A 23,964-nucleotide genomic window follows, 5' to 3' on the forward strand; every position below is an offset into this window, starting at 1 on the left:
GGCGGTATCAACCGGAAGGTTGAGTCACAGGTAGAGGGCAGCCACCAGCTCTGTGCGGTTGCGCACGCCGAGCTTGCGGAACAGGTTGATTAGATGGGTCTTCACCGTCGGCAGGCCGACACCCAGGACGCGGGCGATCAGTTTGTTGCTGGTGCCCTGGCGTAGCAGTTCGGCGATCTGCCGTTCGCGCGGAGTCAGTTCGACGGGCGCGGGCGCGCTCGCCAGCGGCTGGCTGGCCACGGCGAGCTGCATCAGGCCTTGCAGGGGCAGCAGGCGTTCGAGCTCGTCGCTACGAAACTCACCGAGGCTGGCGCAGCGCAACAGCGAGACGCCGGCCACGGGGCGGCCATCGGCCTGGGCGATGATCTCGACCACGTCCACCACCTGATGCTGCGTGAGGAAACGCCGGTAGGTCTGGCCCTGGGCTTCGGGCAGGCGGGCCAGGCCCTGGCGCAGCGACACCACCGGTCGACCGATGGCCAGGCAGTGCCCGGGCTGCAGCGGGTCGAACGCCCGATAATGCTCGAGGTAGCGGGCATGCATCGGCGCCTGCAGGTCCTGCAACAGGAAGTCGCAGGCCTGCTGCCCGGCATCGATGCGGTAGAACGCCGCCAGCGAGGCCGGCACCTGCTGGCTGAAGGCCTGCAGGCAGTAGCGGCCCAGGTCGTGGTTGGCGCTGGTCATGGTCAGTAGCGGATCATCACCGACTTCAGCTCGGTGAAGTCGTCGATGAACGCCGAGCCGAACTCGCGACCGATGCCGGAAGCCTTGATGCCGCCGAACGGCACCGCCGGGTCGAGCAGGGTGTGCATGTTGACCCACAGCGTCCCGGCCTGGATTTCCGGGATCAGGCGCATGGCCTTGCCCAGGTCGTTGGTCCACAGGCTCGCGCTCAGACCGTAGGGCGAGGCGTTCATCAGATGGATCAGTTCGTCCTCGTGGTCATAGGGCAGGAAGGTCGCCACTGGGCCGAAGGTTTCCTGGTTGAGCAGGGTGTCGCCCGCGCTGTTGGCGAGAATGACAGTGGGCTCGACGAAGCAGCCCGGGCCATCGCCGAGGCGCCCGCCATGGACGATGCGGTTGCCCTCGGCGCGGGCGGTGGCGAACAGCTCGCCGAGCTTTTGCTGGTGCGGCTTGTTGGCCACCGGGCCGAACTGGGTGGTTTCGTCCAGGGGCGAGCCGATCTTCAGTTGGCCCAGGCGCTGGGACAGGGCCTCGAGCAGCGGTTCGAGGCGCGAGCGATGGACGTAGAAACGCTCACCGGCGGCGCAGATCTGCCCGGAATGCAGGAAACCGGCCTCGATGATGCCGTCCACCGCCTTGTCGACAGCGACATCCGCCAGGAACGCCACGGCGTTCTTACCGCCCAGCTCGAGGGTCGCCCGGGTCAGCTTGGCGCCCATGGCCGCCTGGCCGACGGCGATGCCGGTGGGTACCGAGCCGGTGAACGACACCTTGTCGGTGTCGGGGTGCTCGACCAGCGCCTTGCCTACCTGGCCGCCGCCGGTCAGCACGTTGAGGGCGCCCGGAGGCAGGCCGGCCTGGCTGGCCAGTTCGGCGATGCGCAGCAGGGTCAGCGGGGTGAACTCGCTGGGCTTGAGCACGATGCTGCAGCCGGTGGTCAAGGCCGAGGCCAGCTTCCACAGGGCGATCATGGTGGCGAAGTTCCACGGCACGATGCCCACCACCACGCCCACCGGCTCGCGCAGGGTAAAGGCGCTGTAGCGCTCGCCGGCGAAGGAGGGCAGCGACGGGGTGATGGTCTGGCCGGTGATCTTGGTGGCCCAACCGGCGTAGTAGCGCAGGAAGTGCGCGGCCTGCTCCACCTCGAAGGCGCGGGCGATGCCGATCAGTTTGCCCGACTGCAGGGTTTCCAGTTGCGCCAGTTCCTCGCGATTGGCCTCCAGCAAGTCAGCCAGGCGCAACAGCACCGCGGCGCGGGCGGCGGGGCTGGTGCGCGACCAGCTGGCAAACCCCTGACGGGACGATGCGACGGCGCGCTCGACATCGGCCAGGTTGGCGTCGACGACCTGGGCGATGGCTTCGCCGTTGGCCGGGTTGTACACATTGATGCGGGCGCTGGACTGGCTGGCCACCGTTTCGCCGTGGATGTACAGGCCGTGCTCACGGGCGAGGAAGGCGCTGACGCTCGGAAGGAGGGGGATATCGCTCATGACAGGGCTCCGGGTGGGCTTCGTGGCGGCGGGCTTGCCCCGCGATGGGCCGCAGCGGCCCGATTTGCGCAGGTTAGAGCGCGGCAAACCGGCGTTCTTGTCTGCCCATGCCAGCCACCATGACTCAGCCTGCCAGGCCCATGAAAAGTGCAATCCGAGGTGCGGAAGTTGCATTTTCGGCCTCGACCACGGCTCCCATACTGACCTGGCATTCATAAGCGAGTCGCGCATTCCAGGCGGCGCTCGCCAGGGTCCAATAACAATGAGCCAGACCATGAAAAAGCCAAACCCCCTGCTCGAAGACCTCAAACCCCTGCTGCCGGCCATTGCCGCCCGCGCCGACCAGGCCGAGCGCGAGCGCTGCGTACCCGCCGAGAACATCGCCACGCTCAAGGCCATAGGCCTGCACAAGGCCTTCCTGCCCAGGCACTACGGCGGCTTGGAAATCAGCCTGCCGCTGTTCGCCGAGTGCATCGCCGCTCTGGCCGGTGCCTGTGCCAGCACTGCCTGGGCCATGAGCCTGCTGTGTACCCACAGCCATCAGTTGGCGATGTTCCCGGCACGCTTGCAGGACGAGATCTGGGGCCACGACCCGGACGCCACCGCCAGTAGCAGCATTGCCCCGTTCGGTCGTACCGAAGAAGTCGAGGGCGGTGTGCTGTTCAGTGGCGAGATGGGCTGGAGCAGCGGCTGTGACCACGCCGAGTGGGCGATCATGGGCTTTCGCCGGGCCAACCCTGAGGGCGGCCAGGACTACTGCTTCGCCGTGCTGCCGCGCAGCGACTACCAGATCCGCGACGACTGGTTCGCCGCTGGCATGCGCGCCAGTGGTAGCCGCACACTGATCGTCGAGCGCGCCTTCGTGCCCGAACACCGCATTCAGAAGGCCAGGGACATGATGGAGGGCCAGTCGGCGGGCTTCGGGTTGTACCCGGACAGCGCAATCTACTTCAACCCGTACCGACCCTATTTCGCCAGCGGATTCTCCACGGTCAGCCTGGGTATCGCCGAGCGCATGCTCGAAGTGTTCAGGGACAAGACCCGCAACCGCGTGCGCGCCTATACCGGCGCCGCCGTCGGCGCTGCCACCCCGGCGCTGATGCGCCTGGCCGAGTCCACCCACCAGGTTGCTGCGGCGCGGGCGCTGCTGGAAAAGAGTTGGCAGCAGATCGCCGAGTACAGTACCCGCCACCAGTACCCGACCCGCACGGAGCTGGCCTACTGGCGCACCAACCAGGGCTACGCGGTCAAGCTGTGCATCCAGGCCGTGGATCGGCTGATGGAGGCAGCCGGCGGTGGTGCCTGGTTCGATGGCAGCGAGCTGCAGCGGCTGTTCCGCGATGCGCACATGACCGGGGCGCACGCCTACACCGACTATGACGTCTGCGCGCAGATCCTCGGGCGCGAGTTGATGGGGCTGGAGCCGGATCCGGCGATGACCTGAGCTTCAACCGATGAACATGGCTGGAGCAACGTGGGAGCGACTCAGCCCAGCCCAACAACAATGATGGAGCCTTGCATGTCCACTACCTTCGATAACCGCGCTTTCCGCCGCGCCCTGGGCAACTTCGCCACCGGCGTCACCGTGATCACCGCAGCAGATGCCTCGGGGCGCAAGGCCGGCGTCACCGCCAACAGCTTCAACTCGGTGTCTCTCGAGCCACCGCTGGTGCTCTGGAGCATCGACAAGCGCTCCAGCAGCCATGCGGTATTCGAGGCTGCCGGGCACTTTGCCGTGAACGTGCTGGGCGCCGACCAGATCGACCTGTCCAACACCTTCGCCCGTCCCAGCGAAGACCGCTTCGCCGGCATCGAGCACGAGACCGGCGAGGGTGGCGCACCCTTGTTGCCAGGCTGCTCGGCGCGTTTTCGCTGCGAAAAGTTCCAGCAGATCGATGGCGGTGACCACTGGATTCTCATTGGCCGGGTGCTAGCCTTCGACGACCTCGGGGGGCCGCCGCTGCTCTATCACCAAGGCGCCTATTCCAGGGTTCTGCCGTATGAGCTGATGGGTCGCTGCGCGCAGGGGTAGGTGTTCGACGCCAGTGTTGCAGTGCCTGTGAAATCGAGCGCCGCCCGCGCGGCGCATCGCTGGCAAGCCAGCTCCCACATCTGTTTCGGGCCAGTTATGCCTGCGCCGCCGCGGCTGTACGCCTTGTTGGTCCGACGCGGTTTCAGCGTGGGCATCACTGCCGCCCCGCAGGCCTCAAGGCATGCACCAGGGCGGACAGCGATGACCTCACAGGATTGATTGGCCCGAAACAGATGTGGGAGCTGGCTTGCCAGCGATGCGCCGCGCGGGCGGCGCTCGATCTCAAGAGCGATGCAAGGCTATCGCCTGGCATCTGGCAACACGGATCAAGGTCGGCGGCAGGCAGTGGCAAGACCCGTCTGGGTGGAGGCCGCAAAGTGACGGGGAACACCCGGCGTACGCCAGCACTTGCGGCGCGCCGGGCAAGCGGTCATCTTTCCCTCGTCCACCCAGGGCCTACCCATGACAACCAATAATAAGCTCACCGAGCACCTGAACCGCGGCAGCGTCGGTTTCCCCACCGCGCTGGCCAGCACCGTCGGCCTGATTATGGCCAGCCCGGTGATCCTCACCGCGACCATGGGCTTCGGCATCGGCGGTAGCGCCTTCGCCGTGGCCATGCTGATCGCCGCGGTGATGATGCTGGCGCAATCGACCACCTTCGCCGAAGCGGCGGCGATCCTGCCCACCACCGGCTCCGTGTACGACTACATCAACTGCGGCCTGGGCCGCTTCTTCGCCATTACCGGCACCCTGTCGGCGTACCTGATCGTGCATGTGTTCGCGGGCACCGCCGAGACCATCTTGTCCGGGGTCATGGCCCTGGTGAACTTCGAGCACCTCAATACCCTGGCCGAGTCGGCCGGCGGCTCCTGGCTGCTGGGGGTGGGCTTCGTGTTGGTGTTCGGCGTGCTCAACGCTTTTGGCGTGAGCGCCTTCGGCCGCGCCGAAGTGGTACTGACCTTCGGCATGTGGACCACGCTGATGGTGTTCGGCGTGCTCGGCCTGATCGCCGCGCCCGCCGTCGAGCTGCAGGGGCCGTTCGGTGTGTCGCTGGTCGGCACCGACCTGATGACCATCCTGTCGCTGGTGGGCATGGCCATGTTCATGTTCGTCGGTTGCGAATTCGTCACCCCGCTGGCGCCGGAGCTGCGCCGCTCGGCCTGGGTCATGCCCAAGGCCATGGCCCTGGGTTTGTTCGGCGTGGCCAGCTGCATGTTCATCTACGGCGCGGCGATGAAACGCCAGGTGGAAAACGTGGTGCTCGACGCCGCCAGCGGCGTGCATCTGCTGGACACGCCCATGGCCATCCCGCGTTTCGCCGAGCAGGTGATGGGTGATATCGGCCCGGTATGGCTGGGCATCGGCTTCCTGTTCGCCGGCGCCGCCACCATCAATACGCTGATGGCCGGGGTGCCGCGGATTCTCTACGGCATGGCGGTGGATGGCGCGTTACCGAAGGTGTTCACCTACCTGCACCCGCGCTTCAAGACCCCGCTGCTGTGCATCCTGGTGGTGGCGCTGATCCCCTGTCTGCACGCCTGGTACCTGGGCGGCAACACCGACAACATCCTGCACTTGGTGCTGGCGGCGGTGTGCGCTTGGAGCACGGCGTACCTGCTGGTAACCCTGTCGGTGGTGATCCTGCGCATCCGCCGCCCGGACCTGCCGCGCGCCTACCGTTCGCCATTGTTCCCGCTGCCGCAGATCGTCTCCAGCATCGGCATCCTGCTGGGCATGTGGTTCATCACCCCGCCGGGCATGAGCCCGAGCGAGGTGTATGTGCCTTTCGCCGTGATGCTTGGTGCCACCGCGGCCTATGCACTGTTCTGGACCCTGTGCGTGCAGAAGGTCAATCCGTTCCGGCCGGCGCGGGTCGAGGATGTGCTGGAGAAGGAGTTCGCCGCCGAGCCTGGCCAACCCCACAGCGAGCAGGTGCGCCATGTCGGCAAGCTGGCTTGAGCGTCTGACCGGGCCACGCGCTCCGGCCGGGTATCGGCCCGGGGCGACCCTGGCGCGTCTGGGGCGGAACCTCGGATTACCGGATTTGCAATCCGCAGCATCCTTTACCTACCGAGAGGATGGCCCGCGTATCGAGGTGCGTGAACGCACCGAAAGCCACCTGCTGATGCACCTGGTGATGTGCGAGTTCATCCTGCGTGTGCCAGCCAGTGGCCAGGGTACGCTGCGCGCCGAACTGCACCACACCGGCATGCTGCGGCGCAGCGGTCTGGGCTGCCGCCTGCGCAGCGGTGATCCGCTATTGTTCGAAGCGCTCGAGGCGCGCCTGGCAGCAGTGCAGGCCGCCCTGATGCCCCTGGACTTCAAGCGCCTGGCCATCGACTGTTGCGACGGTCAATGGCAGGTGACCCTGGAGCATATGGGCGCTAGCGAAGTGGTCAACCGGATGCCCGCCTTGCGTCGCTACATCCCCCTCACAACCGAACAGCGCCACCATCTCTGGCTGGCGTTCGACGGGTTGGCGTACGCCCTGCACGACCTCTGAATCCTGTAGGAGCGGCTTTAGCCGCGATCACCCGCAAAGCGGGTGCCAGGCACTGCGATACCTGCATCGCGGCTAAAGCCGCTCCCACAAGAGATGACAGTTGTACGTTCATTGATAACATGTTAACAATTGCCCCATAACAACAACCGTTGCTGTGGAGGTCGCCATGCCCATGCCCCAGCCCGCTTCAGCGCACAGCGCAAGCCCGGCCCACGACGGCCTGGAGCGCTGGACCGCGGCCATGCAGAAAGTCTGCGGCCAGTTCCATACCGAACTTGCCTTCAACCGTTCGCTATTCATCGGCGAGATCGCCACCTTCAACCGCGCCGGCCTGGCCCTGGCCAACCTGCGCACCAATGCCGGCAATATCCGCCGCCTGGGCGACAACCCCGACCGCGACGATGACCAGCACTGCTTCCTGGTCAGCCAGCGCATGGGCTACTCGCAGATCACCCAGGGTGGTGCGAGCATCCAGCTGTCGCCAGGCGAGCTGCTGCTGATGGACTCGGTGGGGCCTTGCGAGATCACCCCGTTCGGCCTGATCGAGCATGTCTCGCTGTCGCTGTCCCGCGGACAGGTGCGCAAGCACCTGACGGGGCAGGGCGCGACCTTCGGCAAGATCTCCTCGACCAACGCCTGCGGGCGCATGCTGCACTTGCTGATGGACCAGCTATGCCGTGAAGGCGACGAGGCCGGGGCAACCCAGGGCGAGGCACTGCAGGCGGCGTTCATAGCCCTGCTGGAGCCGGGTTTCCAGCGCAGTGATGACAACCCCGGCTCGCTGGCCGGGCTCGGCGGCGTCAGCCTGCGCGGCTATGTGCAGAAGGTCATCGACGAGTCGCTGGGCCAGCCCGGGTTGACCCCGGCGAACCTGGCCGAGCGCCTGAGCATTTCGGTACGCCACCTGTACCGGTTGTTCGAAGAGGAGGGCGACAGCGTGTGTCGGTACATCCAGCGCTCGCGGCTCAAGCGCAGCGCTGACGATCTGTCCAACCCGCTCCTCAAGCGCGAGTCGATCACCTCGATCGCCTACAAGTGGGGCTTCACCGATTCGGCGCATTTCAGCCGGGCGTTCAAGAAGCAGTTCGAGCAGTCGCCGAAGGATTTCAGGGCCATGGCGTTGACGGCAGGGCGCTAAAAGCATCGCCGGCAAGCCGGCTCCCACAGAGCTATGCGTCCTCTGTGGAAGCCGGCTTACCGGCGAAGCGGTCCCAAGGATGTAATCAGGCTAGCGCAAGGTAATGCTTCACAAAGGTCTCACTCAACACCTCCCACAGCACCGGCGTACCCTTGGTCACGAACCACGCATCACCCGCTTTGTAGCGCGTCACCTGCCCGGTGGATTCGTCGGTCAGCTGAATCTCGCCGGTGACGATCACCGCCTGCTCGCTGAACGGGTAGACCATGCGGAACTTGCCTTGGGTGGTGCCGAAATAGGCGCTGCTGACCGGGTCGGTCGGGGCGCCGTGGGTCATCTTGCCGTAGCACTTGACCTCGCCTTCGAGGATGGTCGAGCCGAGATCGGCAACGGTGCCCCAGGCGTCGAGTTCGGACAGCTGCACACCCTGGCGGACGGCGGTGAGGGTCATGGTGGTTCTCCTGGTCTTGTTCAAAAGGAATCAACGGCGGCCGTTGAAGAAGCCCGACAGCTGATGCACGGTCTTGCCGGCGGTCAGCAGCAGTGGGCGGATATGGTCCTTGCCGAGGATGCGCGCGTGCTTGACCGAACTGATCAGGTCGTAGCGGGCCGAGCCTTCGCTCATGCCCTCGGCGAGGATCTTGCAGATGATGTGGCTGGGGGTGACGCCGAAGCCCGAGTAGCCCTGTACATAGAACGCGTTGGGGCGGTTGCTGAGGGTGCCGATCTGCGGGAACAGGTTGGCGCTGGTGGCCATCGGTCCGCCCCAGGCCAGGTCGATGCGCACATCCTTGAGGTAGGGGAAGATCTTCAGCATCAGGTTGCGGTTCCAGGCCTTCAGGTCCCTCGGGATATGCTCCACGAACGGCGTGGCGGCACCGAACAGCAGGCGGTTCTCGCGGGTGACGCGGTAGTAGTCGATCACCGGGCGGATATCGCTGTAGGCGCCGCGGATCGGGCTGATGCGCTGGATGAGCTCGTCCGAAAGTGGCTCGGTCATCAGCTGGAAGGCATAAGTGTTGACGGTGCGCGCATGTAGTTCGGGTTCGAGCTTGTTGAGGAAGCTGTCGCAGGCCCACAGCAGCTTGCTGGCCTTGACCGAACCGCGCCCGGTGCGCACGGTGATGCGCTCGCCGTAATGTACTTCCAGGGCTGGGCTGTGCTCGAAGATCCGCGCACCGTGGCCGACCAGGGCCTGGGCCTCGCCGAGCAGCAGGTTCAGAGAATGCACGTGGCCGCCGCCCATGTGCAGCAGGGCGCTGCTGTAGGCGTCGGAACCGATGATCTGCCTGACCTCCGAACCGCCGAGGAAGCGGATTTCGTCCTTGCCGTTGATGGCCTTGAAGTCCTTCTCCCAGGCGCGCAGGGTCTTTGCCTGGCGGGCGTTGAAGCCCATGTAGCCGTAGCCGTGGCAGAAGTCGGCGTCGATCTGGTAGCGGGCGATGCGCGCCTTGATGATGCCGGCGCCCAGCTCGCTGATCTCGAAGATCTCGCGCAGGCCTTGGTCGCCCACGCTGCTCTTGATCTTCTCCAGGTCGTGGCCGATGCCGGCCATGATCTGCCCGCCGTTGCGGCCGGTGCCGCCGAAGCCCAGGTAGCGGGCCTCGAGCACGACGACATTGGTGATGCCTTGCTCGGCCAGTTCCAGGGCGGTGTTGATGCCCGAGAAGCCGCCGCCGATCACCACGACATCGGCTTCGATGTCGCTTTCCAGGGTGGGGAAGCTGAGGTTGTACTTCTTGGTGGCGGTGTAGTAAGTGGGCGTTTCGATGTTGATCATGGCGCAGCCTGGACAGTTGGAATTGTTGGACAGCAGGGCTTGCACAAGCGCTGGCGGTTGCAGGCATTGAGCACCTAACGACAGGTAGGTGTCTTGCCTGGGACTGCCAGGGGTTTGCTTCAGGCTGCCAAGTTGTCCATCTAGTCCAACACCGTAGGCATACGGTGGCAGCATGACCTCCACGGGAGGAGTGGGGATCATGCACCTCATGAATATGTTAAGTAAATCTCCCTCTGTGGCTAACGCCAGTCAGTTTAGCGATAGGGGCCGCTTTGCGGCCCATCGCCGGCAAGCCGGCTCCCACAGATACAGCGCAGGCCTCACTAATTGCGCGGTCCCTGTGGGAGCCGGCTTGCCGGCGATAGGCTGCGTAGCAGCCCCAGTGACGCTTATTACTTAAAATCCCACTGCATCTGCGTGGCGATGCTCACACCGCTGGACGACCTGACGCAGACGTCCAGGTAGTCGGTGAAGCGTGGCGGCACCGCAATGCCTTCTTCCAGCAGCCGGCTGTTGTCGAACAGGTAGTTGAGGTCGGCAAAGCCGCTGTACAGGCGCAGTGCGCGCAGCACCAGGCGTGGGTTGGCCGGGCCGATACGGGTTTCGAAATGGCTGGCCAGTGATTTCAGGTCGTCCGCCTCGACCTTGCGATAGCGCTCGCCCACCGGCTCCGCGCCATTGGCCAAGGCGAAGGCCTGGTCGATCTCGGCGAAGGTGCAGGCCGAATGATGGCCGGCGGAGATATGGTAGAGGTCATGAACCAGGCGTGGCTTGAGCGCCAGGCCGATCAACGCCTCGGCGCAATAGTCCACAGGGATCACGTCGATCTGCTCGTCCAGGCCGCAGGTGAAGCTTTCCAGGGCGAAGCCCATGCGGAACACCCAGAAGATGCTGCCCGAGGCCTGGCAGCCGAGGCTGCGGTGGCCGACCACGATGGATGGCCGCGCCACCACCAGCGGCAGGCTGGGCAGCTCTTCACGCATGCGCCGTTCGATCTCCGCCTTCGAGGCGGTGTAGTCCACCAGTTGCTGCGCGGCCTCGGGGAACTCCCACGATTCGCTGATCGGCGACTCGCGCTGCGGGCCACAGCACATGGCGGTGCCGACGTGGAGGAAACGCTTGAGGCGGCTGGAGCGGCTCAGCACCTGGGCAAAGGCGTAGGTGCCCTCGACGTTCACCGGCCAGATATTGGGGTTTTTCGAGAACGAGGCCACGGCGGCGCAGTTGATCACCCGGTCGACCTGCATCAGGCGCGGGGTCTCGCGAGCCAGCCAGGCGGTGTCGAGGAAGTCGCCGCAGAGGATCTGCGCTTCGCTCAGGGCCTGGCTCTGGCTGTCGTCGACACCGTGCTGGCGCAAGTTGTCGCGTAGGCGTTGCAGGCCCTGCGCCGGGTTCTCGGCGCGAACGAGGAAGCACAGGGCCTCGGCATGCCCCTCGGCGATCATCTGGGCGGCGACGGCGCCACCGAGAAAACCTGTGGCACCAGTCAGCAGAATACGCTCCTGGGCTGGACACGGGAGGGTGGGCGTATGAATGGCGGGGGTGTTCATAGATTTCCTCGGCAAGTAATTTGCCAGTGCTTCATTCGTTGGTATAGGTGTGAAAGTTGCGTGAAAGTTTGCTGTTGCGACTGGTCTAAGTTCGTGGCTATTGGACTTTTTGATGAACAGGGCGCGAGCCGATGTCACGTAGATAAACGCGCCATAAGGAAGTCATGTCCGCGCGCCCTGCAGGCAAATAGCGGCGAGGGGCAGGGCGGCGAGTCATTGTCTGGCGGGTGGAGGGTTATTTCAATTAACTGTTGGCGCAGTTATGCAGGTTTTTGGTGAAACAATTTTAATGGACTATGAGCAGATGTAAGCGACTGTAGGGTATGTGTAAATATATTTAAATTTGCACGCGGCTTATTGTTCGTTTCACTTCAATTGTTCGGGCACTTCCCAGATCCCTCCATCACCGATGACATAGACCCGCTGACCCGCTCGCGGCTGCAGCGTCATCGCGCCGGTGAAACTACCGAACGATGGCAGCAAGGTCAGGTGCTCGCCGACCAGGAAACAGGGCAGGCGCACCTGCTGGCGGCCACGACCGCGCAGGCGGTACGCCGGATGCACATGGCCCGCCAGTACATGCCGGCCCGGATGCGCGCAGGGCTCGTGGTGCAAGGCGAACGGGCCGAGCGGCAGCGGCTCGGCCACCACCTCGAAACCCAGCTCGACCGGCGGATCGCCGGCTTGTCGGTCATGGTTGCCGCGCACCAGGGTGATGGGCAGCGCCGCATGGCGGGCGCGCCACTCGGCAAGGGCCGCCAGGGTTTGCGGGGTTCTGCCTTTGGCGCTGTGCAGGAAATCGCCGAGAAATACCAGGTGCTGGCAGGCAAAGCGCTGCAGCAGGGCATCCAGGCGTTGCAGGTTGCAGGCGGTGGTGCCACTGGGCACCGGCTGGCCCAATGCCCGGTAGCCGGCCGCCTTGCCCAGATGCAGGTCGGCGATCAGCAGGGTCCGCTGCTCTGGCCACCACAGGGCTTTTTCCGCCAGCAGGCAAAGTTCGGTGCCGGCCACGTTTACGGTGATGTGCGAAGGAAGGGCGCTGGCCATGGCCTCAGGACCGCTGCCTGGCCGGGCGTGGCCGGCCGTCCTTGCTGCGCCTGCCCTTGCGCGCGCGGCCAGGTTCACGGGTGTCATCCTCGACCATCAGCGTGGTCAACGCCGTAGGATCCTGTGCCCCGGCACCTGCGGCCTGCTCCAGGTCGCTGACCATGCGCCGGATCCGGTCGGCGAGCTTTTCCGAACTGAGGCTCTCGCGAAAGCGCTCGACCATCAGCGGAAAGGCGAGCGGTGTGGCGCGCCTGATGCTCCGCAGTTGCAGCGGCAGAGGCTGCAAGCGCTGCAGGGTCTGGCGCAGGCGTTGCACATCCAGTTCCTGGCTCAGCACCTCCTGGTGGGCCTGGGTCAGCAGCAGGTTGTCCGGGTCGTGCTGCCTGAACACATCGAAGTACAGCCCGCTGGAAGCCTGCAACTGGCGCGTGCTCTTCGGTGCACCGGGGTAGCCGGTGAACACCAGTCCGGCGATCCGGGCGATCTCGCGAAAGCGCCGGCGCGCCAGTTCGCCGGCATTGAGGCTGGCAAGCACCTCGGGCAGCAGGTCTTGGCTGTCGAACAGCGCCGGGGTCAGGGCGCCGGCGTAGTCGATGGCGCTGGCGCACAGCAGCTCCAGGCCGTAGTCGTTGACCGCGATGGAGAAACTCCGCGGCGTATCCCTGGCCAGGCGCCAGGCCAGCAGGCTGGCCAGGCCCAGATGCACCGAGCGCCCGGCGAAGGGGTAGAGAAACAGGTGCCAGCCCTCGCGGGACTTCAGGGTCTCGGCCAGCAGGAGGTTTTTGCCGGGCAACGCCGACCAGGCTTTCTGCACCTCCAGTAACGGGCGTAGCAGGCGCATTTCCGGGCCTTGGTAGACCCCCTGGTCCGCCGCATCCAGCTCGGCCAGCATCGCCTCGGCCAGTTCGCCCGAGAGCGGCATGCGCCCGCCGTTCCAGCGCGGGATAGCGGCCTTGCGGTCGCTGGCGCGGCGCACGTAGACGGTCATGTCGCGCACTTCCACCAGCTCCAGGGTACGCCCGGCGAACAGGAAGTGGTCGCCCGGGCGCAGGCGGGCGATGAAGCCTTCTTCGACGCTGCCCAGCGATCCGCTGCCGCCGCGGGCCCAGAACTTCACGGTCAGGCTGGCATCGCTGACCAAGGTGCCGATGCTCATGCGGTGACGGCGTGCCAGGCGTGCATCGGGCACCCGCCAGCGGCCTTCGGCGTCCGGCTCGGCGCGGCGGAAATCGGGGTAGGCGGTGAGCGAGAGGCCGCCGTGGCGGATGAACGCCAGGGCCCATGCCCATTGCGTCTCGCTCAGGTCGCGGTACGACCAGGCGCTGCGCACTTCGGCGAGCATGTCCTGGGCGTCAAAGCCGTCGCCCAGGGCCATGCTCACCAGGTGCTGGACCAGCACATCCAGTGGCCGCCCGGGGGCCTGGCGCGCCTCGACCTTGCCTTGCGCCACCGCCCTGCGTGCCGCCGCCGCCTCCAGCAGCTCCAGGCTGTGGGTCGGTACCAGCGTGGCGCGCGAGGGCCGGCCCGGGGCGTGGCCGGAGCGCCCGGCGCGCTGCATCAGGCGCGCCACGCCCTTGGCCGAGCCGACCTGCAGCACGCGCTCCACGGGCAGGAAGTCCACGCCAAGGTCCAGGCTTGAAGTGCACACCATTGCCTTCAGCTGGCCTTTCTTCAAGGCCAGCTCCACCCAGTCGCGCACCTCACGCGACAGCGAGCCATGGTGCAGTGCCAGCAGCCCGGCCCAGTCGGGCCGCGCCTGCAGCAGTGCCTGGTACCAGGTCTCCGCCTGCGAGCGGGTGTTGGTGAACACCAGCGTGGTGGCGCTGCCCTCCAGTTGTTCGACGACTTGCCCGAGCATGCGCAGGCCCAGATGCCCGGCCCAGGGGAAGCGTTCGATGGCGGCCGGCAGCAAGGTGTCGATGCGCAGCTCCTTGGCGTCGTGCCCTTGCACCAGGCGGCCTGCCGGCATCAGCACTTGCCGCGCGTGCTCCAGGTTGCCCAGCGTGGCGGACAGTGCCCAGACCAGCAGCGATGGCTGCCAGCAGCGCAGGCGGGCGAGGGCCAGTTGCAACTGCACGCCCCGTTTGTTGCCGAGCAACTCGTGCCATTCGTCCACCACCAGCATGCGCAGGCCGGCGAACGCCTCGCGCGCATTGGCTTGGGTCAGCAACAGGGTCAGGCTTTCCGGGGTGGTGACCAGGGCGCTGGGCAGGCGCCGTGCCTGGCGGGCGCGTTCGGCGCTGCCGGTGTCACCAGTGCGCAGGCCGATGCTCCAGGCGATCTCCAGGTCATCCAGGGGGGCCTGCAGCGCCCTGGCCGTGTCGGTGGCCAGGGCGCGCATGGGGGTGATCCATAACAGGGTCAGCGGCGCCATGGCAGGCTTGCCGCGACGTGATGGTGCGGGCAGGGAGGCACACTGCCCGGCGAAACGATCCAGCGCGGCGAACCACACCGCATAGGTCTTGCCGGCGCCGGTGGCGGCGTGCAGCAGCCCCGATTCGCCCTCGGCCACGGCTTGCCAGACGGCCTTCTGGAAGGTGAACGGCTTCCAGCCGCGCTCGGCGAACCAGCGGCTGGAAGGCTGGCGGTGCTTGGCCATCACAGCAGCCCCTGCAAGGTGGCCAGCGTGTCGGCCTGTTCGATGGTCTTGTCGGTGCGCCAGCGCAGCATGCGTGGGAAACGCACCGCGATGCCGCTCTTGTGGCGCTTGGACAGGGCGATGCCTTCGAAGCCCAGTTCGAACACCAGGGTTGGGGTGACGCTGCGTACCGGACCGAACTTGTCCACCGTGGTCCTGCGCACGATGGCGTCGACCTTGCGCATCTCTTCGTCGGTGAGGCCGGAGTAGGCCTTGGCAAAGGGCACCAGCACCCGCTCGCCCGGGGCACTGTCGTCCCATACCGCGAAGGTGTAGTCGCTGTACAGGCTGGCGCGCCGGCCATGGCCGCGCTGGGCATAGATCAACACCGCGTCGATGCTGAACGGGTCGATCTTCCATTTCCACCACAGGCCCAGGTCACGGGTACGGCCCACGCCGTACAGCGAGTCACGGCGCTTGAGCATCATGCCCTCGACACCCAGCTGGCGCGAGGCTTCGCGCTGGCGGGCGAGCGCCTGCCAGTCGGCGCCGGTCACGCGCGGCGACAGGCGCAGGCGCGCATCGCCGATGCTATCGACCAGCACCTCTAGCTGCTCCCGACGCTGGTCCTGGCTGCGGCTGCGCCAGTCTTCGCCTTGCCATTCCAGCAGGTCGTAGGCCAGCAGCGCCGCCGGCAACTCGTCCAGCAGCTTCTTGCCCAAGGTCTTGCGCCCGATGCGTTGCTGCAGCAGGGCGAACGGCTGGACGCCAAATGCCTGTTCGCCGCTGTCGGGTGGCGCCTTCCAGATCACCAGCTCGCCATCGAGCACGGTGCCGTCGGGCAGCGCGGCGGCGAGTTGCGCAAGCTCGGGAAAACGCTCGGTGATCAGCTCCTCGCCCCGCGACCACAGCCAGGCACGCCCATCGCGTTTCACCAGCTGGGCACGGATGCCGTCCCACTTCCATTCCACCAGCCACTCCTGGGGCGGGCCGAGCACCGCGTCGAAGCGCTCGAGCGGCTCCTGTAGCGGGTGCGCCAGGAAGAACGGATAGGGCTGGCCGCCGCGCTGGGCATGTTCCTCGGCCGACTCCTGGGCGATCAACGCCAGGTAGCGCTGGGGCGTCGGCTGGTGCGCGAGGTCGGTGTAGCCGACCATGCGCTGCGCCACGCGCTTGGCGTCGACTCCGGCCAGCGCAGCCAGGGCGCGGGTCACCAGCAGCTTCGAGACGCCGACGCGAAAACCACCGGTGAGCAGCTTGAGGCTAACCATTAGGCTTTGCCGGTCGAGTCGCGTCCACAGCGCCTGCAAGCGCGGCGCCAGCTCCTCGGGGGGCAGGCCGCGCAACGGCAGCAGTTGCTCCAGCCACCACTGCAAACTTTCATCCGCGACCTGGGTGGACTCTGGCAGCAACAGCGAAACGGTTTCGGCGAAATCGCCGACCGCCTGGTAGCTCTCCTCGAACAACCACTCGGGCAGGTCGCACAGGCGAATTGCCAGGTCGCGCAGCACACGGGTCGGCACCACCTGGCGGGGGCGCCCGCCGGCGAGGAAGTACACCGCCCAGGCGGCATCGGCCGGTGGCGCGGCGGCCAGATAGTCCTGCAGCGCGGCAAGCTTGGCATTGCTCGAGGTGGTGGCATCGAGCCGGGCGTAGAGTTCGGCGAAGGCTCTCATCAGGCGCTTGGCTCCAGGCTGTCGTCTTCCTCGCCGTACTCGGTCTGGAAGGCTCGGGCATCCAGGCCGCGCTCGGTCAGGTAGCGAACCAGCACGTTGACCTGGCCGTGAGTGACCATCACCCGCTCGGCGCCGCTCTGCTCGATGGCCCAGAGCAGGCCGGGCCAGTCGGCGTGGTCGGAGAGCACGAAGCCCCGGTCGACGCCGCGCCGGCGCCGTGCCCCGCGCAGCAGCATCCAGCCGCTGGCGAAGGCGTCACTGTAGTCGCCGAAGCGGCGCATCCAGGTGCTGCCGCCCGCCGAGGGCGGGGCGAGGACCAGCGCCTGGCGCAGCAATGGGTCGCCCTTGCTGGTCGCCGTTGCGGGCAGGGTTTCCGGCAGGCGTACACCGGCGGCGCGGTAGACCTGGTTCAGCGGCTCCACCGCACCATGCACCAGCACCGGGCCGATGCTGGCGTCGATGCCGTGGAGAATACGCTGGGCCTTGCCGAAGGCGTAGGCGAACAGCACGCTCGGACGCCCGGCGGCGGCATTGGCGCGCCACCAGGCGTCGATGTCGGCGAAGATGCAGGCCTGGGCTTGCCAGCGGTAGATCGGCAGGCCGAAGGTCGATTCGCTGATGAAGGTGTGGCAGCGTACCGGTTCGAAGGCTGCGCAGGTGCCGTCCGGCTCGACCTTGTAGTCGCCGGAGGCGACCCACACCTCGCCGCGGTATGCCAGGCGCACCTGGGCCGAGCCGAGCACATGGCCGGCGGGATGAAAGCTCAGGGTCACGCCGTGGTGCGCAAGCGGCGTGCCGTAGGGCAGGGTCTGCAGGTCGATGTCCTCGCCCAGCCGGGCGCGCAGTATCCCGGCGCCGGGCGCCGCTGCGAGGTAGTGGCGATTGCCGCGCCGGGCATGGTCGCCGTGGGCGTGGGTGATCACCGCCCGGTCGACCGGCCGCCAGGGGTCGATGTAGAAATCACCGGGTGGGCAGTACAGCCCTTCGGGGCGCGCGACGATCAGCTCCATGGCTCACCTTGGCCTGGGGGTTAACAGCTCAGAGCGTCGGCAGGCGCGTCAGGTTCATAGTTCGTTGCAGGCACGGCGCCCGTTCATCCCAGGCGCAGGTTCCGCGCTGAACTTTGCGGACATTCGTGGCTTCCTCTGTTCAAGGCGGTCGTGTCCATCTCGGGCAGGCGCCTGGAAGAGGAGGATGGGTCATGAGCGACCCCGTGACGTACTTCTGGATCGCCGTGGTGGCGATCATCCTGCTGGTCGACTTGTGGGCGATCGTCAGCGTGTTTCGCAGCGACAAGTCCGATGGCGTGAAGGTCTTGTGGTCGCTGCTGCTGGTGGTGTTCCCCGTAATCGGGCTGGCCATCTGGGGTGTCGCCGGGCCGCGAGGCATCAAGCGTGGCAGCGGACCGACTTCGCCGGAACACAGCAAAGGCTAGGAGATGTGTATGAAACAGCAGCAGCCAGATCGTCGCCAGCCGCGCCCGGCGGGCGAGGCCGAGCGCGACAACGACGCCCATCGACCCGATGGCTCCAGCGGCACGCAACATGACTCGACCGCGCAGAAGGCCGCGCGCGGCAAGGGGCGGCGCCAGGGGTGACGCCGCCCGGGCCTGTCAGCTGCGGAAGAACGCCAGCAGGTCCTGGTTGATCACGTCGGCGTGGGTAGTGGGCATGCCATGGGGATAGCCCTTGTAGGTCTTCAGAGTGCCTTTGGGCAGCAGCTTGGCCGACAGTGGCCCCGAATTGTCGTAGGGCACGATCTGGTCGTCGTCGCCATGCATGACTAGCACCGGCACCGTCACCTTCTTCAGCGATTCGGTGAAATCGGTCTGGGAGAACGCGACGATGCCGTCGTAGTGTGCCTGGGCGCCGCCCATCATGCCCTGGCGCCACCAATTGAGGATCACCCCCTGGTCCGCCTTGGCGCCGGGACGGTTGTAACCGTAGAACGGCCCCGCCGGGATATCGTGGTAGAACTGCGCGCGGTTGGCCTTGAGCTGGGCCTGGAGGTCGTCGAACACTGACTTGGGCAGCCCGCCGGGGTTGCTGGCGGTCTGGACCATCAGCGGCGGCACGGCGGCGATGATGGCGGCCTTGGGTACCTTGTCCTCGGGATGGCGGGCCATGTAGTGGATCACCTCGCCACCGCCGGTGGAGTGCCCGACATGGAACGCCCCCGCGACACCCAGGTGCTTGACCACCGCAGCCACGTCATCGGCGTAGTGGTCCATGTCGTGGCCGTCCCAGACCTGGCTCGAACGGCCATGGCCGCGACGGTCATGGGCGACCACGCGGTAGCCTTCGGCGACGAAGAACAGCAGTTGCGCGTCCCAGTCGTCGGCGCTGAGCGGCCAGCCGTGATGGAAGAAGATCACCTGGGCGTCCCGTGGGCCCCAGTCCTTGTAGAAGATCTCGAGTCCTTCCGGGGTTGTGACGTATGCCATTTCGCGTCTCCTGATTCTAGGGTGTGGAGCTAGTGAAGGCGGGCAAGTGAGGGTCCACTGGCCACCGGACAACTCTAGGATTAAAGTGCGCTTCAAGGTCAATGCAATTGCAAAGGTGCCGCATGAGAATAGGAGAGCTGGCCAAGCTCACGGGCCTGGCCCCGTCGCGTATCCGCTTCTACGAGGCCAGTGGGCTGATCAGCTCGGTCGAGCGCAAGGCCAATGGCTACCGCGACTACGACGCCGATGCCGTGTGGGTGCTGGAGATGATCACCAACGCCCAGGCCGCCGGGTTCTCGCTGGAGGAGATCCGCCGGTTGCTGCCGGCCAAGGCCAAGGGCTGGCAGCACGATGAACTGCTGGGCGGGCTCAGGCGCAAGGTCGAGGAGATCGAACGCCTTCAGGAGCGCCTGGCACGCAACAAGGCGCAGTTGTTGCTGGTGATCGAAAGCATAGAAAGCAAGCCCGAAGGCATGCAGTGCGCGGACAACTCACAGCGGGTGCTGGAGCGGCTGCGTGAGGAAATGGCCCAGGAAAAGGCGCGGCGCGGAGCGGACCTGTAGCAGCGCCGCTGCCACAGGGTGCCTGCGTCGTTTCAGTCAAGCGCCGCCAATGGTTTGGGCGCATACAGCGCGCTCTGGAACTCGGGCACATACTCGTACTTGACCATCCGTCCCAGCTGCAGATCATGGATATAGCGCGACAGTTCGCCATCCCCCAGCACCAGTTCCGCCGAATCGGCCTTCATGCTCGAGGCATGGCTGACCTGCCGCGAGGTGGCGTAGCCAAAGGCCAGGCGGCCCTGGTGATCGAGGTTGGTGAAGCTGTTGGTGACAAGGCCTGGCTCGTCGGACAACCCGTCGAGCTTCCTGGCCCTGAACACCACGTCCACCTTGCCGGACCGCGCATCGACGATATCGTAGGTTACCGCCTGGGCGTCCTCGCGCCGGTCGATCCCGGTCAGCCACTTGGGCAGGTTGTAGCCCACCACGCCGCGCACCCGTGCCAGCTCGGTGTTGACCGGCAGTTTGAGCACATAGCCCCAGAAATCCTTGGCCATCGACTGCCCGACCAGAGAGACGGGCCCAAGGTTCGCCTTGCCGGGCTTGTTGGTGATGATCGACAGGGCAACCTCGTTGTAGCTGTCGTTGTCGCAGTAGTCGTAGGTGTAGGCAGTGAACGCCACCAGGCCGCGCCCAGGCCAGACCTGCAGGGGTTGCACCTGCTCCAGCACGGCGGCGGGCATCAGTGCCCGCAGGCGTTCGAGATCGGCGGTGTAGACGGCGGTGACACGGCTGTTGCGGTAGTAGAAGTTCGGTGAGTACGACTCGAAACCCATGTCGACCCGGGTCTTCTCCAGGCCCTTGAACCAGCTCAGGTCGATATCCGGCGCCTCGGCCTGGATCACCGCCAGCGGCGGGTTGGAGCGGTAACGGTCGTACAGCCCGCCCTTGAGCACGGGCACCGGGTGCCCGGCGATGTCGATCTGGGTGGTAGCGGCATGCTCAGGGAGGCCGTTGGCGGCGTGGGTGACGGGCATCAGCAGGGCGCCGGCCAAGGCGGTGGCGGTTCCGAGTTTCACGGTGCTGTATCTCCAGGATGGATGATGTCGGGGCTGCGTAATCACCCTAACGTTCAACCCAACTTGAGAGTCAATGCTGAATTTTTCCCCGCATCAGGGCTTGACCTTAAAGTTGACTTTAAAGCTAACGTCTGCGGCACGAACTTTGTTGAGGTAACGCCGATGGACGTGTTCTCCCCCCTGACCCTGCCCAATGGCGCGGTCATCCCCAACCGCATCGCCAAGGCTGCCATGGAAGAAAACATGGCCGATGCCGACCATGCGCCCTCCGACCGACTGATGCGCTTGTACCAGGCCTGGGCGCAGGGCGGGGCCGGCTTGCTGATCAGCGGCAACGTCATGGTCGACAACCGCGCCATGACCGGCCCCGGCGGCGTTGTGCTGGAAGATGACCGGCACCTGGAGCGTTTTCGCCAGTGGGCCGCCATCGGTCGTTCGAAGGGCGCGCAGTTCTGGTTGCAGATCAATCACCCCGGCCGGCAGATGCCCGCGAGCCTGGGCCAGGAGACCTGGGGCCCGTCGGCCGTGGCGCTGGAGCTGGGCAGCATGTCCAGGCATTTTTCCACCCCGCGGGCGATGACCCACGAAGTGATCGAAGATGTGATCCGCCGTTTTGCCAACACCGCGCGGCTGGGGGAGCAGGCAGGCTTTAGTGGGGTGGAAATCCACGCGGCCCATGGCTACCTGCTCAGCCAGTTCCTTTCGCCCCTGAGCAACCAACGCACCGACCAGTGGGGTGGCACCTTGGAAAATCGTGCGCGACTGCTGCTGGAGGTGGTCAAGGCGGTGCGTGCGGTGGTGTCGCCCGGCTTCGCCGTGGCCGTCAAGCTCAACTCGGCGGACTTCCAGCGTGGCGGCTTCAGTGCAGACGATGCGCGGCAGGTGGTGGCCTTGCTCAATGAGCTGGCGGTCGACCTGGTGGAATTGTCCGGTGGCAGCTACGAAGCCCCGGCGATGCAGGGCCAGGCCCGGGATGGCCGCACGCTGGCGCGCGAGGCGTATTTCCTGGAGTTCGCCCGGGACATCCGCACGGTGGCGAAGATGCCGGTGATGGTCACCGGCGGCATCCGCCGCCGACCAGTGGCCGAGCAAGTGGTGCAAAGCGGCGTCGAGATGGTCGGTATCGGCACCGCGCTGGCCATCGCGCCGGCCTTGCCCCGTGACTGGCAGGCGGGGGAGGAGGCAGTGCCGGAACTGCGCCCGATTACCTGGAAGAACAAGGCGCTGGCCTCGCTGGGCAACATGGCCATGGTCAAGTTCCAGCTGCGCAGGCTGAGCGAAGCCAAGGCGCCGGATCCCCAGGTGGCGCCCTGGTGGGCGCTGCTGCGCCAGCAATGGACCGACGCCGCCCGTGCCAGGCAATACCGGCGGCACATGGCGCGGCAATGACGCCGAGGAGATGTGATAATGGCCGGGCTATCACAAGAGGCACACCATGCTGACCATCTCCAACAACGTGCAGGTGCCGGACGCCGAGATCGAGCTGAGCCATATTCGCGCGCAGGGCGCCGGTGGCCAGAACGTCAACAAGGTTTCCAGCGCCGTGCATCTGCGCTTCGACATTGCAGCCTCATCGCTGCCCGCCTTCTACAAGGAGCGGCTGCTGGCATTGCGTGACAGCCGCATCACCGCCGACGGCGTGCTAATCATCAAGGCCCAGCAGTACCGCACCCAGGAGCAGAACCGCGCGGACGCCTTGGCGCGCCTGGCCGAGTTGATCATCGGCGCGGCCAAGGTCGAGAAAAAGCGCCGGCCGACCAAGCCGACCCTGGGTTCGAAGACCCGCCGTCTCGACACGAAATCCAGGCGCGGCTCGATCAAGGCAGGTCGCGGCAAGGTGGATTTCTAGGCGCCTACACAAAAGGTTCAATCGAGCCGACGGACGGCTACCAATTGTCCTACAGAAAATTCGACAGGGTGATAGCGCTTTGCTAGTGTCATTGGCACTTCGCCTATCAGCCCGCTCACCGGGTGATCAGCTGTCACGAATCGCAAGGGAGCCCGGCCATCACCGGGTGTTCGGACCACCGATCCAGGCCATGGAGGCCGAAGATGCGCTCTTCAACGACTCGCCCAATCCTCTTTTTCCCCACTTGCAGCACCTGTCGGACCGTGCGCTTCGACAGCCGTTGACCCGTTGCAAGTCCCCACTGTGATGTTGCACGGCGGCGCCTCCCCGGCGGCGTCTTCCTGACAGTTGTCATCACTTCGATTTTTCACCGTTTCGATGTGAGGCTTCCCCATGGCTGTGAAAAACGATTTTCTGATTCGCAACAACCTCGGTGATACCGGCAAGCTGCCGCGCGCCGGGAGCTGGACCGGCAGTCCCGACATCCTAGTGGCCGGGCAGACCGCCCTGACCACCCAGGAGATGGTCTCGAAGTACAACCAGGCCTTCGATGAACAGGTCAAGGAGTACTACACCAACAACTTCTATGTGCGAGCGAAGAACGTCAGCGACCACAACGTCACTCAGAATCTGTATCTGTTCCAGGTGCCGCAGAGCGTGTTCCTGGCGCCGAACGTCTGGTACAACCAGGACAGCCTGATGACCTACGTCTCGGTCGTGCCTGACCCGGACAACCCCGGCAAGACCAAAGAGGTCACCCAGAGATTTCAGACGATCTCGGCAGGCCCGGGCGACATCGTCGCGTCCAACGCCTTCACCTGGAAACCGCTGACCACCGAGCACCATTGCCTGGTGGCGATCGTTGCCGACAGTTTCGACGCCGTCCAGGCCCAGTTCCCATCCGGAGTGAACTCCAGCGTCGATCAGTACGCCGCCTGGATCTACGCCAACCGCAACCTGGGCTGGCACAACGTGAACATCCAGGCGACCAGCGCTGCGGATGTCTATGAGCAGCAGGTTCCGATGAACCAGACCTGGGACGATGCGCTGCTCAGCTGCACCTTGCACGTGACCAATGTACCGGTCGGCGCCGAGGTAGGTTTCTTCGCCAACAACAACACCAAGTGGGGCGACAGCATCGCTGTGGGGGACACCCCGGTGCCGAACAAACCGGGTGCGCCGAATCCCAATATCAATCCCAAGTTCATCGTCGGCACTACCGTCAAGATCCAGGGCGGGTACATGGGCCTCGTGACCTTCTACATCAACTTCAAGGGCAAACCCAAGCCTGACAACTTCAGCATGCAGTTCGTGGTGACCAATGCCCCGGAACTGTCGCCCGCGATGAAGGAAAGTCTGGAACCCTTGTTGCGCCAGGACGGCAACCTGGTAGATCACTACGAACGCTGCAACTTCGACGAGCACAGCGTCTTCGTCCATCCGCGCAACGGCCGGCGGTATGTCGGCTACCGGGGCTACCGCGAGTTGCTGAACCAAATCTCGGACCAGTTGAGCGTCGAGCCGACCCTGGTGACGATCATCGGTTCCAACGCCACCATCCCCAACGGCGGTTTCCGTTGAAGCCAACGCTCATTCAAGGAGGATCGCG

The 23,964-nt window shown here is 65.7% G+C and carries 21 protein-coding genes and 1 pseudogene; 11 read left to right on the forward strand and 11 right to left on the reverse strand.

The window, feature by feature from the left end; genetic code table 11:
* Positions 1-24: 24 nt before the first annotated feature.
* Together KSS90_RS12080 and KSS90_RS12085 are read right to left on the reverse strand one after the other, a co-directional pair.
* Positions 25-684: a helix-turn-helix transcriptional regulator gene (locus KSS90_RS12080; protein WP_217869578.1), complete on the reverse strand. Its 660-nt coding sequence runs from the start codon at positions 682-684 to the stop codon at positions 25-27.
* Between the two features lie 2 nt (positions 685-686).
* The gene (locus KSS90_RS12085; protein WP_217869579.1) at positions 687-2,174 is read right to left on the reverse strand and encodes an aldehyde dehydrogenase family protein; all 1,488 of its coding nucleotides are present in this window, start codon (positions 2,172-2,174) and stop codon (positions 687-689) included.
* Between the two features lie 274 nt (positions 2,175-2,448).
* On the opposite strand from KSS90_RS12085, the gene KSS90_RS12090 reads away from it, so the two are divergent.
* The 5 genes and pseudogenes from KSS90_RS12090 (at position 2,449) to feaR (ending at position 7,850) form a co-directional block, all read left to right on the forward strand.
* Positions 2,449-3,618 carry a p-hydroxyphenylacetate 3-hydroxylase oxygenase component gene (locus KSS90_RS12090; protein ID WP_217869580.1) on the forward strand — a complete coding sequence of 390 codons (1,170 nt, stop codon included), beginning with the start codon at positions 2,449-2,451 and terminating at the stop codon, positions 3,616-3,618.
* A 75-nt stretch (positions 3,619-3,693) separates the two neighbouring features.
* Positions 3,694-4,203: pseudogene (locus KSS90_RS12095) on the forward strand (flavin reductase family protein); the annotation flags it as partial.
* A 465-nt stretch (positions 4,204-4,668) separates the two neighbouring features.
* Positions 4,669-6,168, forward strand: coding sequence for an APC family permease (locus tag KSS90_RS12100; protein WP_217869581.1), 1,500 nt, complete (start codon positions 4,669-4,671; stop codon positions 6,166-6,168).
* Positions 6,149-6,712, forward strand: a complete 564-nt coding sequence (locus KSS90_RS12105) for a DUF3156 family protein (protein WP_217869582.1) — start codon at positions 6,149-6,151, stop codon at positions 6,710-6,712. The genes KSS90_RS12100 and KSS90_RS12105 overlap by 20 nt, the downstream gene beginning before the upstream one ends.
* Positions 6,713-6,884: 172 nt before the next feature.
* Positions 6,885-7,850 (forward strand): transcriptional regulator FeaR, encoded by a 966-nt coding sequence (feaR, locus tag KSS90_RS12110; RefSeq protein WP_217869771.1) that lies wholly within the window; start codon positions 6,885-6,887, stop codon positions 7,848-7,850.
* Positions 7,851-7,935: 85 nt separating this feature from the next.
* On the opposite strand, the gene KSS90_RS12115 is transcribed toward feaR, so the two are convergent.
* From KSS90_RS12115 to KSS90_RS12145, 7 genes are all read right to left on the reverse strand, one after another.
* The gene (locus KSS90_RS12115; RefSeq protein ID WP_023631207.1) at positions 7,936-8,301 is read right to left on the reverse strand and encodes a cupin domain-containing protein; all 366 of its coding nucleotides are present in this window, start codon (positions 8,299-8,301) and stop codon (positions 7,936-7,938) included.
* Positions 8,302-8,331: 30 nt separating this feature from the next.
* Entirely contained in the window at positions 8,332-9,630 is a 1,299-nt protein-coding gene (locus KSS90_RS12120) for an NAD(P)/FAD-dependent oxidoreductase (RefSeq protein WP_217869583.1), read from the reverse strand.
* 392 nt (positions 9,631-10,022) lie between these two features.
* A complete protein-coding gene (gene cprA, locus KSS90_RS12125; protein ID WP_217869584.1) occupies positions 10,023-11,180 on the reverse strand; it encodes a cationic peptide resistance protein CprA in 1,158 nt (385 codons plus the stop codon).
* Between the two features lie 366 nt (positions 11,181-11,546).
* Complete coding sequence (gene pdeM / locus KSS90_RS12130; RefSeq protein WP_217869585.1) at positions 11,547-12,227, reverse strand: ligase-associated DNA damage response endonuclease PdeM; 681 nt, start codon at positions 12,225-12,227, stop codon at positions 11,547-11,549.
* Positions 12,228-12,231: 4 nt separating this feature from the next.
* Complete coding sequence (locus KSS90_RS12135) at positions 12,232-14,826, reverse strand: ligase-associated DNA damage response DEXH box helicase (RefSeq protein WP_217869586.1); 2,595 nt, start codon at positions 14,824-14,826, stop codon at positions 12,232-12,234.
* A complete protein-coding gene (locus tag KSS90_RS12140) occupies positions 14,826-16,481 on the reverse strand; it encodes an ATP-dependent DNA ligase (protein ID WP_217869587.1) in 1,656 nt (551 codons plus the stop codon). Before KSS90_RS12140 ends, KSS90_RS12135 begins: the two co-directional genes overlap by 1 nt.
* Entirely contained in the window at positions 16,481-17,491 is a 1,011-nt protein-coding gene (locus tag KSS90_RS12145) for a ligase-associated DNA damage response exonuclease (protein ID WP_217869588.1), read from the reverse strand. Before KSS90_RS12145 ends, KSS90_RS12140 begins: the two co-directional genes overlap by 1 nt.
* 191 nt (positions 17,492-17,682) lie before the next feature.
* Between KSS90_RS12145 and KSS90_RS12150 the strand changes: the two genes are divergently transcribed.
* Together KSS90_RS12150 and KSS90_RS12155 are read left to right on the forward strand one after the other, a co-directional pair.
* Positions 17,683-17,916: a PLD nuclease N-terminal domain-containing protein gene (locus tag KSS90_RS12150; protein WP_217869589.1), complete on the forward strand. Its 234-nt coding sequence runs from the start codon at positions 17,683-17,685 to the stop codon at positions 17,914-17,916.
* Between the two features lie 9 nt (positions 17,917-17,925).
* A complete protein-coding gene (locus tag KSS90_RS12155) occupies positions 17,926-18,078 on the forward strand; it encodes a hypothetical protein (RefSeq protein ID WP_217869590.1) in 153 nt (50 codons plus the stop codon).
* A 15-nt stretch (positions 18,079-18,093) separates the two neighbouring features.
* Here the strand turns inward: KSS90_RS12155 and KSS90_RS12160 are convergent, their stop codons facing one another.
* Positions 18,094-18,924 (reverse strand): alpha/beta fold hydrolase, encoded by an 831-nt coding sequence (locus tag KSS90_RS12160; RefSeq protein WP_217869591.1) that lies wholly within the window; start codon positions 18,922-18,924, stop codon positions 18,094-18,096.
* Between the two features lie 122 nt (positions 18,925-19,046).
* Here KSS90_RS12160 and KSS90_RS12165 point away from each other — a divergent pair, with 122 nt between their 5' ends.
* The gene (locus KSS90_RS12165; RefSeq protein WP_217869592.1) at positions 19,047-19,487 is read left to right on the forward strand and encodes a MerR family transcriptional regulator; all 441 of its coding nucleotides are present in this window, start codon (positions 19,047-19,049) and stop codon (positions 19,485-19,487) included.
* A 32-nt stretch (positions 19,488-19,519) separates the two neighbouring features.
* Here KSS90_RS12165 and KSS90_RS12170 read toward each other — a convergent pair whose 3' ends face one another.
* Positions 19,520-20,464 (reverse strand): acetoacetate decarboxylase (ADC), encoded by a 945-nt coding sequence (locus KSS90_RS12170; protein ID WP_217869772.1) that lies wholly within the window; start codon positions 20,462-20,464, stop codon positions 19,520-19,522.
* Positions 20,465-20,668: 204 nt separating this feature from the next.
* On the opposite strand from KSS90_RS12170, the gene KSS90_RS12175 reads away from it, so the two are divergent.
* From KSS90_RS12175 to KSS90_RS12185, 3 genes are all read left to right on the forward strand, one after another.
* A complete protein-coding gene (locus KSS90_RS12175) occupies positions 20,669-21,895 on the forward strand; it encodes an NADH:flavin oxidoreductase/NADH oxidase family protein (RefSeq protein ID WP_217869593.1) in 1,227 nt (408 codons plus the stop codon).
* 46 nt (positions 21,896-21,941) lie between these two features.
* Complete coding sequence (arfB, locus tag KSS90_RS12180; protein WP_217869594.1) at positions 21,942-22,355, forward strand: alternative ribosome rescue aminoacyl-tRNA hydrolase ArfB; 414 nt, start codon at positions 21,942-21,944, stop codon at positions 22,353-22,355.
* Positions 22,356-22,748: 393 nt separating this feature from the next.
* Positions 22,749-23,936, forward strand: coding sequence for a hypothetical protein (locus tag KSS90_RS12185; RefSeq protein WP_217869595.1), 1,188 nt, complete (start codon positions 22,749-22,751; stop codon positions 23,934-23,936).
* Positions 23,937-23,964 lie beyond the last annotated feature (28 nt).

Origin of the sequence: Pseudomonas maumuensis (assembly GCF_019139675.1) — a bacterium.
In the GTDB taxonomy this organism is placed as follows: domain Bacteria; phylum Pseudomonadota; class Gammaproteobacteria; order Pseudomonadales; family Pseudomonadaceae; genus Aquipseudomonas; species Aquipseudomonas maumuensis.

Coding starts and splice junctions, on each gene's coding strand:
- KSS90_RS12140 (WP_217869587.1), bottom strand. CDS start 16,481: ATGAGAGCCTTCGCCGAACTCTACGCCCGGCTCGATGCCACCACCTCG.
- KSS90_RS12120 (WP_217869583.1), bottom strand. CDS start 9,630: ATGATCAACATCGAAACGCCCACTTACTACACCGCCACCAAGAAGTAC.
- KSS90_RS12145 (WP_217869588.1), bottom strand. CDS start 17,491: ATGGAGCTGATCGTCGCGCGCCCCGAAGGGCTGTACTGCCCACCCGGT.
- KSS90_RS12170 (WP_217869772.1), bottom strand. CDS start 20,464: ATGCCCGTCACCCACGCCGCCAACGGCCTCCCTGAGCATGCCGCTACC.
- KSS90_RS12175 (WP_217869593.1), top strand. CDS start 20,669: ATGGACGTGTTCTCCCCCCTGACCCTGCCCAATGGCGCGGTCATCCCC.
- KSS90_RS12090 (WP_217869580.1), top strand. CDS start 2,449: ATGAAAAAGCCAAACCCCCTGCTCGAAGACCTCAAACCCCTGCTGCCG.
- cprA (WP_217869584.1), bottom strand. CDS start 11,180: ATGAACACCCCCGCCATTCATACGCCCACCCTCCCGTGTCCAGCCCAG.
- KSS90_RS12150 (WP_217869589.1), top strand. CDS start 17,683: ATGAGCGACCCCGTGACGTACTTCTGGATCGCCGTGGTGGCGATCATC.
- KSS90_RS12080 (WP_217869578.1), bottom strand. CDS start 684: ATGACCAGCGCCAACCACGACCTGGGCCGCTACTGCCTGCAGGCCTTC.
- KSS90_RS12185 (WP_217869595.1), top strand. CDS start 22,749: ATGGCTGTGAAAAACGATTTTCTGATTCGCAACAACCTCGGTGATACC.
- KSS90_RS12165 (WP_217869592.1), top strand. CDS start 19,047: ATGAGAATAGGAGAGCTGGCCAAGCTCACGGGCCTGGCCCCGTCGCGT.
- KSS90_RS12115 (WP_023631207.1), bottom strand. CDS start 8,301: ATGACCCTCACCGCCGTCCGCCAGGGTGTGCAGCTGTCCGAACTCGAC.
- feaR (WP_217869771.1), top strand. CDS start 6,885: ATGCCCCAGCCCGCTTCAGCGCACAGCGCAAGCCCGGCCCACGACGGC.
- KSS90_RS12105 (WP_217869582.1), top strand. CDS start 6,149: ATGTCGGCAAGCTGGCTTGAGCGTCTGACCGGGCCACGCGCTCCGGCC.
- KSS90_RS12160 (WP_217869591.1), bottom strand. CDS start 18,924: ATGGCATACGTCACAACCCCGGAAGGACTCGAGATCTTCTACAAGGAC.
- arfB (WP_217869594.1), top strand. CDS start 21,942: ATGCTGACCATCTCCAACAACGTGCAGGTGCCGGACGCCGAGATCGAG.
- KSS90_RS12100 (WP_217869581.1), top strand. CDS start 4,669: ATGACAACCAATAATAAGCTCACCGAGCACCTGAACCGCGGCAGCGTC.
- KSS90_RS12085 (WP_217869579.1), bottom strand. CDS start 2,174: ATGAGCGATATCCCCCTCCTTCCGAGCGTCAGCGCCTTCCTCGCCCGT.
- pdeM (WP_217869585.1), bottom strand. CDS start 12,227: ATGGCCAGCGCCCTTCCTTCGCACATCACCGTAAACGTGGCCGGCACC.
- KSS90_RS12135 (WP_217869586.1), bottom strand. CDS start 14,826: ATGGCCAAGCACCGCCAGCCTTCCAGCCGCTGGTTCGCCGAGCGCGGC.
- KSS90_RS12155 (WP_217869590.1), top strand. CDS start 17,926: ATGAAACAGCAGCAGCCAGATCGTCGCCAGCCGCGCCCGGCGGGCGAG.